Here is a 13,522-nt window from a genome sequence, read left to right as displayed (position 1 = left end):
ACGGCGGGGCCGGCAGGCGCCAGCAAAGACGACGCCGGCCCGATGGCGGGAGCGGAGCGCGATGCTGCCGGCCCCGGCGGCGGTCATCAGCCCTGGAGGTCGCGCATCAGCAGCGCGAACTCGATGCGCTCCGGTGCGATGGCCTCGCCGGGCACCGGGATCAGTACCACGTGGCCGGACCCCGGCGCCACCCCAACGGACTCCCCGCGCCGGTTCTCGATCTGCTCGAGCACGAAACGGCGGTTACCGCCGGGCAGCATCAGCTCCATGCCGTCCCCCACCTCGAAGCGGTTCTTGACGTCCACCTCCAGCACGCCGCGGTCCGGATCGTAGCCGATCACCTCGCCCACGAACTGCTGATGAACGCCCACCGAGTTGCCGCGCTCGTAGTTCTGGTACTCGTCGTGGACATGGCGCCGGTAGAAGCCCTCCGTGTAGCCGCGGTTGGCCAGATTGTCGAGCTCGTCCATCAGGCGCATGTCGAAGGGGCGACCGGCCACGGCGTCGTCGATGGCGCGGCGGTAGACCTGGGCAGTGCGGGCCACATAGTAGTGAGACTTGGTGCGCCCCTCGATCTTCAGGGAGGTGACGCCCATCTGGGCGAGCCGCGGCACGTGCTGAACGGCGCGCAGGTCCTTGGAGTTCATGATGTAGGTGCCGTGCTCGTCCTCGAAGATCGGCATCAGCTCGCCGGGCCGGGTCGCGTCCTCGATCAGGGCCGAGAGCTCGTCCTGCCCCTCCACCCCGCCGGCGGTGGCGGTGCTCTCAAAGCGGGTGCTGCCGCCGCCGGAGGCGATCAGCCCGCCGCCCTGGCCCGGCGTCCAGACGCCGCTGCCCGCATGGGCCGCGGCGGAGTTGGCCGGCACCAGGTCGCCGGTCTCGTCATGGGCCGCCGCCACGGTGTTGTACTGCCAGCGGCAGGCGTTGGTGCAGGTGCCCTGGTTGGGGTCCCGGTGGTTGAAGTAGCCGGAGAGCAGGCAGCGCCCGGAGTAGGCGATGCAGAGCGCCCCGTGGACGAAGGTCTCGATCTCGAGGTCCGGGCACTCGGCGCGGATCTCGGCGATCTCCTCAAGAGAGAGCTCCCGCGACAGGATGATGCGGCTGATGCCCTGCTGCTGCCAGAACTTCGCCGCCGCCCAGTTGACCACGTTGGACTGCACCGAGAGGTGGATCACCTGGTCGGGCCAGCGCTCGCGGATCATCATGATCAGGCCCGGGTCGGACATGATCAGCGCATCCGGGCCGGCCTCGATCACCGGCGCCATGTCGCGCAAATAGGTCTTCAGCTTGCTGTTATGGGGCGCGATGTTGGAGGCCACGTAGAACTGCTTGCCCCGCTCGTGGGCATAGGCGATGCCCCTGTGCAGGTTGTCGATCTTGAAGTCGTTGTTGCGCACCCGCAGGGAGTAGCGGGGCTGGCCGGCATAGACGGCGTCGGCGCCATAGGCGAAGGCGTAGCGCATGTTCTTGAACGTTCCCGCCGGGGAGAGCAGTTCGGGGGCTTGCATAGGGAGTCACCGTTGTCAGGACGATGGCGCCACGGGGGCGCTGGAAATTGAGGGGCGCATAGTATAGCAGCAACGAGCCCCCTGGCGTCCCGGCAGGTTTCCCGCTTACCCGGTGTCAAGTAGACTATGTCCCCTTCCGGACCGGACCCCGGAACGCCGCGCTGCGGCGCGACAAATTCTCCGACCAGAGCCTGAACATGACCCTTTCTGCTTCTTCCACGGCCGGCGCCCCCGCCACCGTGGTGATCTACTCCGGCGGCATGGACTCCTACACCGTGCTGCACCGCGCCCTGAGCGAGGGCCTCGAGGTCCACGCCCTCTCCTTCGACTACGGCCAGCGCCACGCCCGGGAGCTCGAGGTAGCCGAGCGCGTCTGCCGCGAACTCGGCGTGCCCCACCAGGTGGTGGATATCCGTGCCATCCACGGCCTGATCGACAACTCGGCGCTCACCGACAGCGCCCGCGAGCTGCCCGAGGGGGACTACGGCGAGGAGAACCTGACGGCCACGGTGGTGCCCAACCGCAACATGATCCTGCTCTCGCTGGCCATCGCCAAGGCGGTGAATATCGGCGCCGGCCGGGTCGACTACGGCGCCCACGGCGGCGACCACGTGCTCTATCCGGACTGCCGGCCCGCGTTCGTCGAGGCGATGAACGCCGTGGCGGGCATCGCCAACTTCGAGGCGGTGGCGATCCACGCCCCCTACCTTCGCGCCAGCAAGGCGGAGATCCTCGCCGACGGCCTGGCCATGGGGCTCGACTACGGCAAGACCTGGACCTGCTACCGAGGAGGCGAACTGGCCTGCGGGCGCTGCGGCAGCTGTCGCGAGCGGCTGGCGGCCTTTGCCGCCAACGGGGCGACCGACCCCCTCGGCTATTCAGAGCGGCCCGCATCCGCCGCCGACGCGCCTCAGCCCCCGGCCGGAGAATCCTGATGTATCACGTCAAGGAGGCCTTCTACACCCTGCAGGGAGAAGGCGGCCAGGCGGGGCGCGCCAGCGTCTTCTGTCGCTTCTCGGGCTGCAACCTCTGGTCGGGCCGCGAACAGGACCGCGCCTCGGCGGCCTGCACCTTCTGCGATACCGATTTCCTCGGTACCGACGGCCAGAACGGCGGGCGCTTTGCCACCGCGGAGGCGCTGGCCGCGCACCTGACGGCACTCTGGCCGGATCAGGACGGCCCGAGTGTGAAGGGCGCCACGCCCTATGTGGTCTTCACCGGGGGTGAGCCGCTGCTGCAGCTCGATGAGGCCCTGATCCAGGCCATGCAGGCGCGGGGCTTCGAGGTCGCCGTGGAGACCAACGGCACCCTCCCCGCCCCGCCCGGCATCGACTGGCTCTGCGTCAGCCCCAAGGGGGCCAGCGCCCTGACCATCACCGCCGGCAACGAACTGAAGCTGGTCTATCCCCAGCCAGAGGCGCCGCCGGAACGCTTCGCCCGACTCGACTTCGACCACTTCTTCCTGCAGCCCATGGATACCGGTGCCAGCGGACGCCGCACCAGACCGGCGGACGACGCCATCGCCGCCACCACGACCGACACCATGGCCGCGAGCGTCGCCTACTGCCTGGCCCACCCAGGGTGGCGCCTGTCGCTGCAGACCCACAAGATCACGGGGATCGACTGATGACGCTATTCGTCAACCGCCTTACCCACCTCGACGTCTCCCTCTGGTGTCCGCAACGCGGGCTCACCGGGGCCAGCTGGCAGGTGGACCTGGAGCTCGATGGCGAACTCGGCGAGGACGGCATGCTTTTCGACTTCGGCGAGGTCAAACCCTGGGTCAAGCAGCGCCTGGATGCCGGCGTGGACCACACCCTGCTGGTGCCGACCCGCGCGCCCGGCGTGGAGGTCGCGGAGTGCCAGGAGGGGCTCTCCATCCAGACACGGCTGCCCTGGTCCATGGAGGTCCGCGGCCCCCGCCAGGCCTTCACCCTGCTGCCCTGGGCGGAGATCTCCTCCGAACGGCTGGCCGAGCACCTGGCAGGGGAGCTGTCGCGACGCCTGCCGCCCAGGGTCAGCGCCCTGCGGCTGACCCTGCAGGAGGAGGCCATCGATGGCGCCTCCTATACCTACAGCCACGGCCTCAGGCACCATGCGGGCAACTGCCAGCGCATCGCCCACGGCCACCGTTCCCGCCTGCATATCTGGCAGGGCGGCAGCCGCCAGCCCGGCCTGGAGGCAGAGTGGGCCAGGCGCCTGGCGGACTGCTACCTGGTCGACCGCCAGGACCTGGCCGAGGCGCCACCCGCCGGCGCTGCCGGTCCGCTGACGGCTCGCTACCGTGCGCCTCAGGGAAGCTTCGTGATTCGCCTGCCCGCCGAGCGCTGCCGGGTCCTTCCCACTCCCACCACCGTGGAGCATATCGCCGCCTGGCTGGCAGAGCAGATCAGCCGGGAAACCGGCGAGGCCACTCGGGTCCAGGCCTTCGAGGGGGTCGACAAGGGCGCCTTCGCCCGGGGGGAGCCATGAGAGGGGGAGCCATGAGCGCGTCGGGCGCAGCGGAGCAGCCGGCGGCCCTGGCCGAGGGCTGTCGCCCGGGGTGCGGGGCCTGCTGCATTGCGCCCTCCATCCACTCGCCAATCCCCGGAATGCCGGAAGGCAAGCCGGCCGGGGTGCGCTGCGTCCAGCTGGATGACGGAAACCTGTGTCGGCTGTTCGGCGACCCGTCTCGCCCGGCGCTCTGCGCGCGCTTCGGCTTCGACGAGGCCCTCTGCGGCAGCCACCGGGAGGAGGCCCTGGAGCGCATCGCGGCGCTGGAGCTGGCAACGCGCTGACGGGATCCAGGGAGCGTCGGCGCCGGGGAGAGTCAGGCGATGCGCCCCTGCTGCTGCAGGAGCTGAACCAGGTGGACCACCTGCTCGGCGGGCTGATGGTACTCCTGCATCAGCGCCTGAAGGCGCTCCTCGAAGCGCTGCTGACGCGCCGCTTCGCTCTCCACATCGGCAGGCGGCGACGCCACCGGTGGGCCAACGGGAATCTTTGCCTGAGTCGCGGGATCATCGAGTCCACGCAGCGCCTCCGCAAAGGCGTCATCGAGTTCGCGGAACTTGCGCAGTTTCTCGCGCTCATCCATCGGCTTGCGGTGAGTCTGTTGTTTCATCAGTTACCGGTCGTTCATGGAAGGGGGCGTAAAAGCAATATCGGGATTATACCGCCATCCCCTTGAACGGCGAAGCTTTAGCCAATTTTTACATCTGCCACTGTGCTCCAGCGCGCAATGTGCGTTTCCAAACTTGCCTTTGCCAACGGTTAGCCTGCATAAAGAGAAGAAGGCTGGCGCTTGCCTGTTCTGGCACCACCCCCAGACGGCAACCCGCGCCGGCCCGGGAACCACCGCGCAAGGAAGGGGCCAGACAATGTTCAACGAGATGATGCGAGCAGAGATCTGGCTGCAGGAGACCCTCGAGAGCGGTCAAAGCATCGAGGAGTTGGCGGAGCGGCTGGGTTACTCCAGCTCCCAGATCAGGCGCCGCTTCCGCCAGTGCTTCGGGTTTTCGCCGAGCGGCTATCGCGAAAACCTGCGACTCGAGAAAGCCGCCAGACTGCTGGCCTACACGCCGCACAGCATTCGCGAGGTAGCAGAGGGCTGCGGCTACACCAACCACTCCGCCTTCAGCCGCGCCTTCCAGCGCCGCTACCGGCAGAGCCCACGGGAATATCGCAACGCCCACCAGGCCAGGGGGAAGCGGCCCAGGGCCGCAGGGCTCGGGGCCGTCCCCGATATCCGCACTCTGGCACCCTGTACGGCCGTGGTGACACGCTGCTATGTGCCGCCGATGCAGCTGGAGCCGCCCGAGGCCTGGCCTCGGGCGCTGTGGGAGGAGGCGCCTCCCCAGGGGGTGCCGGTCGATACCGCCGCCATTGCCCTGCTCCATGACACCGCCAGTGACTGCTGCCTGCCCAAGCTGGACCTGGGCGTGCTGATCGACCCCCTACAGGCCAGCGGCCTGGCCATGCCGCCGTCGCTGCGCCTGCTGACGCTTCCCGGCACCCGCTCCGCCTGCCTGCCACTACCCGAGGTCGATGCGCTGGCAACGACCCTGGAGAGCCTGCTCGCCGCCACCCTGCCCGAACTTGGCGAGCACTACAGCGGCGACGCCATTCGACTGGTCGCCGCGGCAGACGGCCTGCAGCTGCAGCTCCCCCTGGCCGGGTCCTAGGCGCTGTCCGAAAATCGGCTGTAACGACGGCGCCCCAAAGGGCGCCGTCATGCGTTCAGCCGAGGCACTGCCCCCGCCCTTACTCCTCGATGCGGACCAGCCAGGACTCCACGGTGTCGGAGCCGAACTCGTCCTTCCACGCCTTCAGGGTCTTCTGGTTGCCACCGCGAGTCTCGACGACTTCGCCGGTATTGGGGTTCTTGTAGATCTTCAGCTTGCGCTTGCGGCGTGTACCGGAGGGCGCGGAAGCCGCCTTGGGCGCCGCTGCGGCCGGCTTGGGGTCCAGCAGCGCCAGCACGTCGGCGGCACTCTTGTCGAACTCCTTCATCAGCGCCTCAAGACGCTCCTTGAACTCGAGCTCAGCCTGGAGGCGCTGATCATTCTGCAGCTTTTCCATATTGGCCTGGAGTTGCTTGAGCTGCTGTTCCATCTGCATGTATTCATTGAGCAGGGACATTGGCGTGATTCCTTCTTTCGAGATAACAAACGGGATGCGAAGAGCATTATCTATCGAAAGAGTTATATCTTGCAATAGTCTGGAGGAGACTTCTATTCACCGCAACTCGCGATCAAACTTGATTTACCTTCTAGCCCCGACGCCTCAACGCAACAAACCAAATAGTAGTGAAGAGACAGCCAAATAAAAAAACCGCCGCCCCGAGGGGCGGCGGTCTTGACGCTCGGAAAGACGCTTCCGATCAGTCCTGACCCATCTGCTGCTTGATCAGGTCGCCGATGGTGGTCGGACCACCGCTCTCGACGCTCTCTTCGCGCAGCTTCTTCAGGTTCTGGCGGGTCTCGTCCTGGTCCTTGGCCTTGACGGACAGGGCGATCTGGCGGTTCTTGCGGTCGACGCCGATGATCCGGGCCTCGACGCTGTCGCCTTCGTTCAGGACGTTGCGGGCGTCCTCGACGCGGTCGGCGCTGATCTCGGACGCCTTCAGCACGGCGACGACATCGGTCGCCAGCTCGACCTGGGCCTGCTTGGCATCGACCTCGACCACGCGGCCGGTGACGATGGAGCCCTTGTCGTTGACGGCCAGGAACTCGGCGACCGGATCGGTATCCAGCTGCTTGATACCCAGGGAGATGCGCTCGCGCTCAGGATCGATGGAGAGGATCACGGCCTCGGCCTCATCGCCCTTCTTGAAGGAACGCACGGCCTCTTCGCCGGTCTCGGTCCAGGAGATGTCGGAGAGGTGCACCAGACCGTCGATGCCGCCTTCCAGACCGATGAAGATACCGAAGTCGGTGATCGACTTGATGGTACCGGCAACGCGATCGCCCTTGTTGTACTGGGCGCTGAAGGTCTCCCAGGGGTTGGCGGTGCACTGCTTGATACCCAGGGAGATACGACGACGCTCCTCGTCGATATCCAGGACCATGACGTCCACATCGTCACCGACCTGAACCACCTTGGACGGATGGATGTTCTTGTTGGTCCAGTCCATCTCGGAGACGTGGACCAGACCCTCGACACCCTCTTCCAGCTCGGCGAAGCAGCCGTAGTCGGTGAGGTTGGTGACGCGGGCGTGCACCTTGGTGCCTTCCGGGTAACGATCCTTGATGTTGACCCAGGGATCCTCGCCCAGCTGCTTCAGACCCAGGGAGACGCGGTTGCGCTCGCGGTCGAACTTCAGCACCTTGACGTTGATCTCGTCGCCCACGGCCACGATCTCGCTCGGATGCTTGATGCGCTTCCAGGCCATGTCGGTGATGTGCAGCAGGCCGTCGACGCCGCCGAGGTCGACGAAGGCGCCGTAGTCGGTCAGGTTCTTGACGATACCGGTGATCTGCTGGCCTTCCTGCAGGGTGGCGAGCAGGGCCTCACGCTCGGCGCTGTTCTCGGCCTCGAGAACGGCACGACGAGAAACGACCACGTTGTTGCGCTTCGGGTCGAGCTTGATGACCTTGAAGTCGAGTTCCTTGTTCTCGAGGTGCGTGGTGTCGCGCACCGGACGCACGTCGACCAGGGAACCCGGGAGGAAGGCACGGATGGAGTCGACATCGACGGTGAAACCGCCCTTGACCTTGCCGTTGATCACGCCCTTGACGATCTCGTCCTTCTCGAAGGCGGCTTCCAGGACCTTCCACGCCTCGGCGCGCTTGGCCTTCTCGCGAGACAGGCGGGTCTCGCCGAAACCGTCCTCGACGGCCTCCAGAGCAACGTGAACTTCATCGCCGATGGCAATGTTCAGTTCGCCGTTGTCGTCGCGGAACTGGGCCGCGGGGATCTGACCTTCGGACTTCAGGCCGGCATTGACGGTGACCCAGTCACCCTCGATGTCGACGACGGTAGCCGCGACGATGGCGCCCGGCTCCATGTTGATGTCCTGGAGAGATTGTTCAAACAGTTCAGCAAAGCTTTCGCTCATGGTGTTCCTACGTGATCAACGTTAGTGCGGTCATGCCGCTTCCTCCGCACCACCAGCGAGTGCGGGCCTTATTTACCATGCCCCCGGAGATGTTGGCGCTGGTTCGACCTGGCTCGGCTCTCGGCAATCGGTGCCGGGCCACGTCATCACATACTGCCGGGGACGCCGCAAGGGAGTGTCAGGTGGCGGGCGCCAGACCGCGTTCGGTCAGCAGCTCCGTCAGCCGATCCACCACTTCCGGTATCGTCAGGCACGTGGTGTCAAGCGTGATGGCATCATCGGCCGGCTTGAGCGGGGCCACGCTGCGCTGCATATCGCGTGCATCGCGCGCCTGAATCTCCTTGAGAAGACTCGATAGACTAGCATCCACGCCCGCCTCTCGCAACTGACGCTGGCGGCGACGCGCCCGCTCATCGGCACTGGCCGTCAGGAAGATCTTCAACGGCGCGTCGGTGAAGACCACGGTGCCCATGTCGCGGCCGTCGGCGACCAGGCCCGGCGGCTGACGGAAGTCCCGCTGGCGGTCCAGCAGGGCGTTACGCACCGCCGGCAGCGCCGCTACCCGGGAGGCGGCGTCGCCCACCTGTTCGGTGCGAATCACCGTGGTCGCCTCCTCGCCTTCGAGCAGGATGCGAGTCGCCTCGCGCTCGGCCACGAAGACCACGTCGAGGCGGCGAGCCACCTCGGCCACGCCGGCCTCGTCCTCCAGGGCTACGCCGTGCTTGCCGGCGGCCAGGGCCGTCAGGCGATAGAGGGCGCCCGAGTCGAGCAGCTGCCAGCCCAGGCGCTCGGCGACCAGGCGGCTGATGGTGCCCTTGCCTGCCCCGCCGGGGCCGTCGATGGTCAGCACCGGCGCCTCGCGGCCAGTCTGGTGGGTATCGCTCATGCGCCCTCCTCGGCCCGCTCCTCCTCGAGAGCCATCCCGACCCGGCGCGCCAGGTCGATAAAGCCCGGGAAGGAGGTCGCCACGTTGGCGCAGTCATCGATCACGATCTCGTCACCGGCGCGCAGGGCGGCAATGGCAAAGGACATGGCGATGCGATGATCCTCGAGGCTGTCGATGCGCCCGCCGCCGTAGTTTGGCCCCTCGGCATTGCCGCCCCCCACGATATCGATGCCGTCAGGATAGAGCCTGTGCTCGACGCCGATGGCGGCCAGGCCGTCGGCCATGGCCTGCAGGCGGTCGGACTCCTTGACCCGCAGCTCCTCGGCGCCGCGCAGGCGCGTGGTGCCCCGGGCATTGGCCGCGGCGATAAAGAGCGCCGGGAACTCGTCGATCGCCAGGGGCACCTGCTCCACCGGGATGTCGATGCCCTTGAGGGGCGCATAGCGGATATGCAGGTCCGCCACCGGCTCGCCGCCCACCTCGCGCTCGTTCTCGAGGCGCAGATCGGCCCCCATCAGCCTGAGAATATTGATCACCCCGATGCGGGTCGGGTTGATGCCGACATGCTCCAGCACCAGGTCGGCCCCAGGGGTGATCGCCGCCGCCACCAGGAAGAAGGTGGCCGAGGAGATATCCGAGGGCACGTCGATGGGCGCGGCGGTGAGCCTGCCGCCGCCGGAGAGCCAGCAGGTATCGCCGTCGCGCTGGACCTCATAGCCGAAGCCGGCCAGCATGCGTTCGGTGTGGTCGCGGGTCGGCGCCGGCTCCCGCACCCGGGTCTCGCCCTCGGCGTAGAGCCCGGCCAGCAGCAGACAGGACTTCACCTGGGCGCTGGCCATGGGCATATCGTAGGTGATGCCCTTGAGCGCACGGCCGCCGTGGATGCGCAGCGGCGGGCGACCGCCCTCGGCGGTATCGATCACCGCGCCCATCAGGCGCAGGGGGTCGGCCACCCGCCCCATGGGACGCTTGGTCAGGGAGGTGTCGCCGGTGAGCTCGGTATCGAAGGCCTGACCGGCCAGCAGCCCGGCGAAGAGGCGCATGGCGGTGCCGGCGTTACCCACGTAGAGGGGCCCCGAGGGCGCCTTCAGGCCGTGCATGCCCACCCCGTGGATGGTGACCCGGCCCTGGTGGGGGCCCTCGATGGCCACGCCCATCTCGCGGAAGGCCTGCAGGGTGGCCAGGCTGTCCTCCCCCTCCAAGAACCCCTTCACCTCGGTGACCCCTTCGGCCAGGGCCCCGAGCATGATGGAGCGGTGGGAGATCGACTTGTCGCCGGGCACGCGAATGCGCCCGGTCACGCTGCCGCCGGGGCTCACCCGATAGCGCAGCTTGCCTTGCTGTTGCATCTGATATTCCGCCTGATAGCTGGTCTTGTTGAGCAGGGATTCGAAGTAGTGGCGCGCGTGGCTGGCGCGATCGAAGGTGGCAAGCATGGCGTCACCGTCGCCGCCCTCCACGGCCCGGCGCAGCCGCGCCAGGCCCGCCTCGAAGTCATCCAGGGAGGCGAGCACCGCCTCGCGGTTGGCGATGAAGATATCCCGCCACATCACCGGGTCGCTGCCGGCGATGCGCGTGAAGTCGCGAAATCCCCCCGCGGCGTAGCGGAAGATCTCCAGCCGCTCATCCTGGCGCGCCAGGGTATCCACCAGGGAGAAAGCGAGCAGGTGCGGCAGGTGGCTGGTGCGGGCCAGCACCTGATCGTGGCGCTCGACGGCCATCTCCAGCACCTCGGCACCGCTCGCCTCCCAGATCGTACGCACCCGGGCCAGGGCCACGGGGTCGGTATCCGGCTCCGGGGTGAGAATCACCTTGTGGTTGACGTAGAGCTCGGGGTTGGCCGCCGCCACACCGCTCTTCTCGGAGCCGGCGATGGGATGCCCCAGCACCAGACGGGGCGGCACCCGGCCGAAGGCCTCCAGGGCGCAGTCGCGAATGGCGGCCTTGGTGCTGCCCACGTCGGTGATCACGACATCCGGCGCGGCACGGTCCAGGTGGCGGGCCAGCTCGACCATCACGCCGCGCATGGCCAGCACCGGCACCGCCAGCACGACCATCGAGGCTCCCTCGATGACCGAGGAGAGCTCGGTGGCACCGCCATCGATCAGGCCCATCTCCACGCCCCGAGCGATCTCGCCGGGGTCCGGGTCGCAGGCGACGATCTCTTGTGCTGCCCCGAACCCGGCGGAAGGCTCTTTACCCGCCCCGAAGCCGGCGGCGCCCTCTTTAGCCGCCCCGAAGCCGGCGGAAGGCTCTTGACCCGCCCCGAAGCCGGCGGCCCTAAGGGCGGCGGCCAGGGAGCCGCCGATCAGCCCAAGGCCGACGATCAGGATGCGCGGCTCGGAGACCGGCCGCTTTACTGTCGACGCCACGGCCTAGAGCACGCCGATCGGGTAGGAGCCCAGCACCTTCACCTCGGCGGCGCGCAGGCGCACCTCCTCCAGCACTGCGGCGACCCGGGGCTCGTCGCGGTGCCCCTTGAAGTCGATGAAGAAGACGTAGTTCCACACGCCGCTGCGCGACGGGCGCGTCTCCAGGCGGGTCATGTCGATCTGGTGGCGATGGAAGGGCTCCAGCAGGTCGTGCAGGGCGCCGGGCTGGTTACGCATGGCCACCACGATGGAGGTCTTGTCCTCGCCGGACATGGGCACGTCCTGGTTGCCGATGATCAGGAAGCGCGTGGAGTTGTCCGGGCGATCCTCGATCTTCTCGGCCAGGCGGGTCAGGCCGTAGAGCTTGGCGGCCATGTCGCCGGCGATGGCCGCGCTGTGCCACTCGGTCTTGACCAGGCGCGCCGCCTCGGCGTTGGAGGAGACCGGCACCCGCTCCGCCTGGGGGTAGTGGGCGTCGAGCCACTTGCGGCACTGGGCGAAGGACTGGGGGTGGGAGTAGATCCGCGAGACCTTGTCCTGGCGGGTGGTCTCACTCACCAGCAGGTGGTGGTGGATGCGTAGCACCACCTCGCCGCAGATGCTCAGGCTGGAGTCCATGAAGGAGTCCAGGGTGTGGTTGATCACCCCTTCGGTGGAGTTCTCCACCGGCACCACGCCGTAGTTGACGGCGCCGGCCTCCACCTCGCGGAACACCTCGTCGATGGCCGCCATGGGCAGGCTGATGGCGCTCTCGCCGAAGTGCTTGAGGGCCGCCTGCTGGGTGAAGGTGCCCTCGGGGCCCAGATAGGCCACCTTGATGGGCTGCTCCAGGGCCAGGCAGGCGGACATGATCTCCCGGAAGAGCCGGGCGACCTCCTCGCTGTCCAGGGGCCCCTTGTTGAGCGCCATGATACGCCGCAGCACCTGGGCCTCGCGCTCGGGCCGGTAGAAGACCGCATCGGCGTCCTCGGCGGTCTTGACCTGGGCCACCTGCTGGGCGCACTCGGCGCGCTCGCTGATCAGGCGCAGCAGCTCGCTGTCCAGGTTATCGATACGGTTGCGCAGCGCATCGAGATCGATGGGGGAATCGCTCATCCTCAGCCCCTTCTCTTTTCAAAGTCGCTCATGAAGTCCACCAGCGCGTCTACGGCGGCCTCCGGCACCGCATTGTAGAGGCTGGCGCGCATGCCCCCCACGCTGCGGTGGCCCTGGAGGTTGAGCAGGCCGACCTGCTCGGCCTCCGCCAGGAAGGCCTTGTCCAGGCGGTCGTCCGCCAGCACGAAGGGGACATTCATCCGCGAGCGGTTGGCTACCGCGATGGGGTTGGCGTAGAAGTCGCTCTCGTCGATGGCGGCGTAGAGCTTGGCCGCCTTGCGGGCGTTGATCGCCTCCATGGCCGCCAGCCCGCCGACGTCCTCCTTGAGCCACTCGAAGACCAGTCCGGCCAGGTACCAGCTGTAGGTGGCCGGGGTGTTGATCATGGAGCCCGCCTCGGCCAGGGCCTGGTAGCCGAACAGCGACGGCATGTCGTCCCGGGCGCGGTCGAGCAGGTCGTCGCGGACGATCACCACCACCAGGCCGGCGGGGCCGATGTTCTTCTGGGCGCCGGCATAGATGACGCCGAACCTGGAGACGTCCAGCGGAGCGGAGAGGATGGTCGAGGACAGGTCGCAGACCAGCGGCGCCTCGCTGCCATCGGGCCGCACGGCCTCGGGGATGTAGTCGAAGGCCAGCCCGCCGATGGTCTCGTTGGCGGTGTAGTGCAGGTAGGCCGTGTCGTTGGCGAGCAGGATCTCCTCGGGGCGCGGCACCGCCGTATGGCCATTGGCCTCGCTGCTGGCCGCCATATGGATATCACCGAAGAGGTGACGCGCCTCGGCGATGGCCTTCTTGCTCCAGATGCCGGTGTTCACGAAGCTGGCGCGTCCGCCGGGGCCGAGCAGGTTAAAGGGCACGGCGGCAAACTGCTGGGTGGCCCCGCCCTGGGTGAAGAGCACCTTGTAGTTGGCCGGAATAGCCAGGAGCTCGCGCAGGTCCGCCTCGGCCTTCTCGGCGATGGCGACATACTCCGGCGAGCGGTGGCTCATCTCCATGACCGACAGGCCGCGGCCCCGGAAGTCCAGCATCTCGCGTTGCGCCCGCTCCAGCACGGCGGTGGGCAGCGCCGCCGGGCCGGCGCAGAAATTATGGTGGCGTGTCATCGGCGTTGTCTTCCTTT

At 67.6% G+C, this 13,522-nt stretch carries 13 protein-coding genes; 5 read left to right on the top strand and 8 right to left on the bottom strand.

Features of this window, described 5'->3' with window-relative positions:
* Positions 1 to 86: 86 nt before the first annotated feature.
* Positions 87 to 1,508: a prephenate-dependent tRNA uridine(34) hydroxylase TrhP gene (trhP, locus tag ACRYRV_RS15570; RefSeq protein ID WP_444984529.1), complete on the bottom strand. Its 1,422-nt coding sequence runs from the start codon at positions 1,506 to 1,508 to the stop codon at positions 87 to 89.
* A gap of 197 nt (positions 1,509 to 1,705) precedes the next feature.
* Here trhP and queC point away from each other — a divergent pair, with 197 nt between their 5' ends.
* From queC to ACRYRV_RS15550, 4 genes are read left to right on the top strand one after another with little or no spacing between them, the layout of a single operon-like run.
* Complete coding sequence (gene queC / locus ACRYRV_RS15565) at positions 1,706 to 2,443, top strand: 7-cyano-7-deazaguanine synthase QueC (protein WP_253443059.1); 738 nt, start codon at positions 1,706 to 1,708, stop codon at positions 2,441 to 2,443.
* The gene (gene queE, locus ACRYRV_RS15560) at positions 2,443 to 3,135 is read left to right on the top strand and encodes a 7-carboxy-7-deazaguanine synthase (protein ID WP_309637582.1); all 693 of its coding nucleotides are present in this window, start codon (positions 2,443 to 2,445) and stop codon (positions 3,133 to 3,135) included. Before queC ends, queE begins: the two co-directional genes overlap by 1 nt.
* The gene (locus ACRYRV_RS15555) at positions 3,135 to 3,980 is read left to right on the top strand and encodes a 6-pyruvoyl trahydropterin synthase family protein (protein WP_444984530.1); all 846 of its coding nucleotides are present in this window, start codon (positions 3,135 to 3,137) and stop codon (positions 3,978 to 3,980) included. The genes queE and ACRYRV_RS15555 overlap by 1 nt, the downstream gene beginning before the upstream one ends.
* A gap of 11 nt (positions 3,981 to 3,991) precedes the next feature.
* Positions 3,992 to 4,285, top strand: a complete 294-nt coding sequence (locus ACRYRV_RS15550) for a YkgJ family cysteine cluster protein (RefSeq protein ID WP_253443064.1) — start codon at positions 3,992 to 3,994, stop codon at positions 4,283 to 4,285.
* 32 nt (positions 4,286 to 4,317) lie between these two features.
* Here ACRYRV_RS15550 and ACRYRV_RS15545 read toward each other — a convergent pair whose 3' ends face one another.
* Positions 4,318 to 4,611 (bottom strand): hypothetical protein, encoded by a 294-nt coding sequence (locus ACRYRV_RS15545; protein ID WP_444984531.1) that lies wholly within the window; start codon positions 4,609 to 4,611, stop codon positions 4,318 to 4,320.
* 256 nt (positions 4,612 to 4,867) lie between these two features.
* Between ACRYRV_RS15545 and ACRYRV_RS15540 the strand changes: the two genes are divergently transcribed.
* Positions 4,868 to 5,671: a helix-turn-helix domain-containing protein gene (locus ACRYRV_RS15540; RefSeq protein ID WP_253443068.1), complete on the top strand. Its 804-nt coding sequence runs from the start codon at positions 4,868 to 4,870 to the stop codon at positions 5,669 to 5,671.
* Between the two features lie 79 nt (positions 5,672 to 5,750).
* On the opposite strand, the gene ACRYRV_RS15535 is transcribed toward ACRYRV_RS15540, so the two are convergent.
* The 6 genes from ACRYRV_RS15535 to serC all read right to left on the bottom strand — a co-directional run bounded on the left by ACRYRV_RS15535 (position 5,751) and on the right by serC (position 13,505).
* Entirely contained in the window at positions 5,751 to 6,128 is a 378-nt protein-coding gene (locus ACRYRV_RS15535) for a histone-like nucleoid-structuring protein, MvaT/MvaU family (protein WP_253443075.1), read from the bottom strand.
* A 241-nt stretch (positions 6,129 to 6,369) separates the two neighbouring features.
* Complete coding sequence (gene rpsA / locus ACRYRV_RS15530) at positions 6,370 to 8,046, bottom strand: 30S ribosomal protein S1 (RefSeq protein WP_253443077.1); 1,677 nt, start codon at positions 8,044 to 8,046, stop codon at positions 6,370 to 6,372.
* A gap of 178 nt (positions 8,047 to 8,224) precedes the next feature.
* Positions 8,225 to 8,932 carry a (d)CMP kinase gene (gene cmk, locus ACRYRV_RS15525; RefSeq protein ID WP_309637585.1) on the bottom strand — a complete coding sequence of 236 codons (708 nt, stop codon included), beginning with the start codon at positions 8,930 to 8,932 and terminating at the stop codon, positions 8,225 to 8,227.
* Positions 8,929 to 11,304, bottom strand: a complete 2,376-nt coding sequence (locus ACRYRV_RS15520) for a bifunctional prephenate dehydrogenase/3-phosphoshikimate 1-carboxyvinyltransferase (protein ID WP_444984532.1) — start codon at positions 11,302 to 11,304, stop codon at positions 8,929 to 8,931. The genes cmk and ACRYRV_RS15520 overlap by 4 nt, the downstream gene beginning before the upstream one ends.
* Before the next feature lie 3 nt (positions 11,305 to 11,307).
* Positions 11,308 to 12,399, bottom strand: coding sequence for a prephenate dehydratase (gene pheA, locus ACRYRV_RS15515; protein ID WP_253443090.1), 1,092 nt, complete (start codon positions 12,397 to 12,399; stop codon positions 11,308 to 11,310).
* A gap of 2 nt (positions 12,400 to 12,401) precedes the next feature.
* Positions 12,402 to 13,505, bottom strand: coding sequence for a 3-phosphoserine/phosphohydroxythreonine transaminase (gene serC / locus ACRYRV_RS15510; RefSeq protein WP_444984533.1), 1,104 nt, complete (start codon positions 13,503 to 13,505; stop codon positions 12,402 to 12,404).
* Positions 13,506 to 13,522: the final 17 nt, after the last annotated feature.

It is taken from the genome of Halomonas mongoliensis (assembly GCF_052496345.1).
The sequence above is the reverse complement of the archived record's forward strand: the minus strand, read 5'-3'. Positions and strand labels throughout refer to the sequence as shown.

Bases quoted from the DNA above. Each gene is read 5' to 3' on its own strand.
- serC (WP_444984533.1), bottom strand. From the start codon at position 13,505: ATGACACGCCACCATAATTTCTGCGCCGGCCCGGCGGCGCTGCCCACC.
- ACRYRV_RS15540 (WP_253443068.1), top strand. From the start codon at position 4,868: ATGTTCAACGAGATGATGCGAGCAGAGATCTGGCTGCAGGAGACCCTC.
- ACRYRV_RS15555 (WP_444984530.1), top strand. From the start codon at position 3,135: ATGACGCTATTCGTCAACCGCCTTACCCACCTCGACGTCTCCCTCTGG.
- trhP (WP_444984529.1), bottom strand. From the start codon at position 1,508: ATGCAAGCCCCCGAACTGCTCTCCCCGGCGGGAACGTTCAAGAACATG.
- ACRYRV_RS15550 (WP_253443064.1), top strand. From the start codon at position 3,992: ATGAGCGCGTCGGGCGCAGCGGAGCAGCCGGCGGCCCTGGCCGAGGGC.
- queE (WP_309637582.1), top strand. From the start codon at position 2,443: ATGTATCACGTCAAGGAGGCCTTCTACACCCTGCAGGGAGAAGGCGGC.
- cmk (WP_309637585.1), bottom strand. From the start codon at position 8,932: ATGAGCGATACCCACCAGACTGGCCGCGAGGCGCCGGTGCTGACCATC.
- ACRYRV_RS15545 (WP_444984531.1), bottom strand. From the start codon at position 4,611: ATGAAACAACAGACTCACCGCAAGCCGATGGATGAGCGCGAGAAACTG.
- queC (WP_253443059.1), top strand. From the start codon at position 1,706: ATGACCCTTTCTGCTTCTTCCACGGCCGGCGCCCCCGCCACCGTGGTG.
- pheA (WP_253443090.1), bottom strand. From the start codon at position 12,399: ATGAGCGATTCCCCCATCGATCTCGATGCGCTGCGCAACCGTATCGAT.
- ACRYRV_RS15535 (WP_253443075.1), bottom strand. From the start codon at position 6,128: ATGTCCCTGCTCAATGAATACATGCAGATGGAACAGCAGCTCAAGCAA.
- rpsA (WP_253443077.1), bottom strand. From the start codon at position 8,046: ATGAGCGAAAGCTTTGCTGAACTGTTTGAACAATCTCTCCAGGACATC.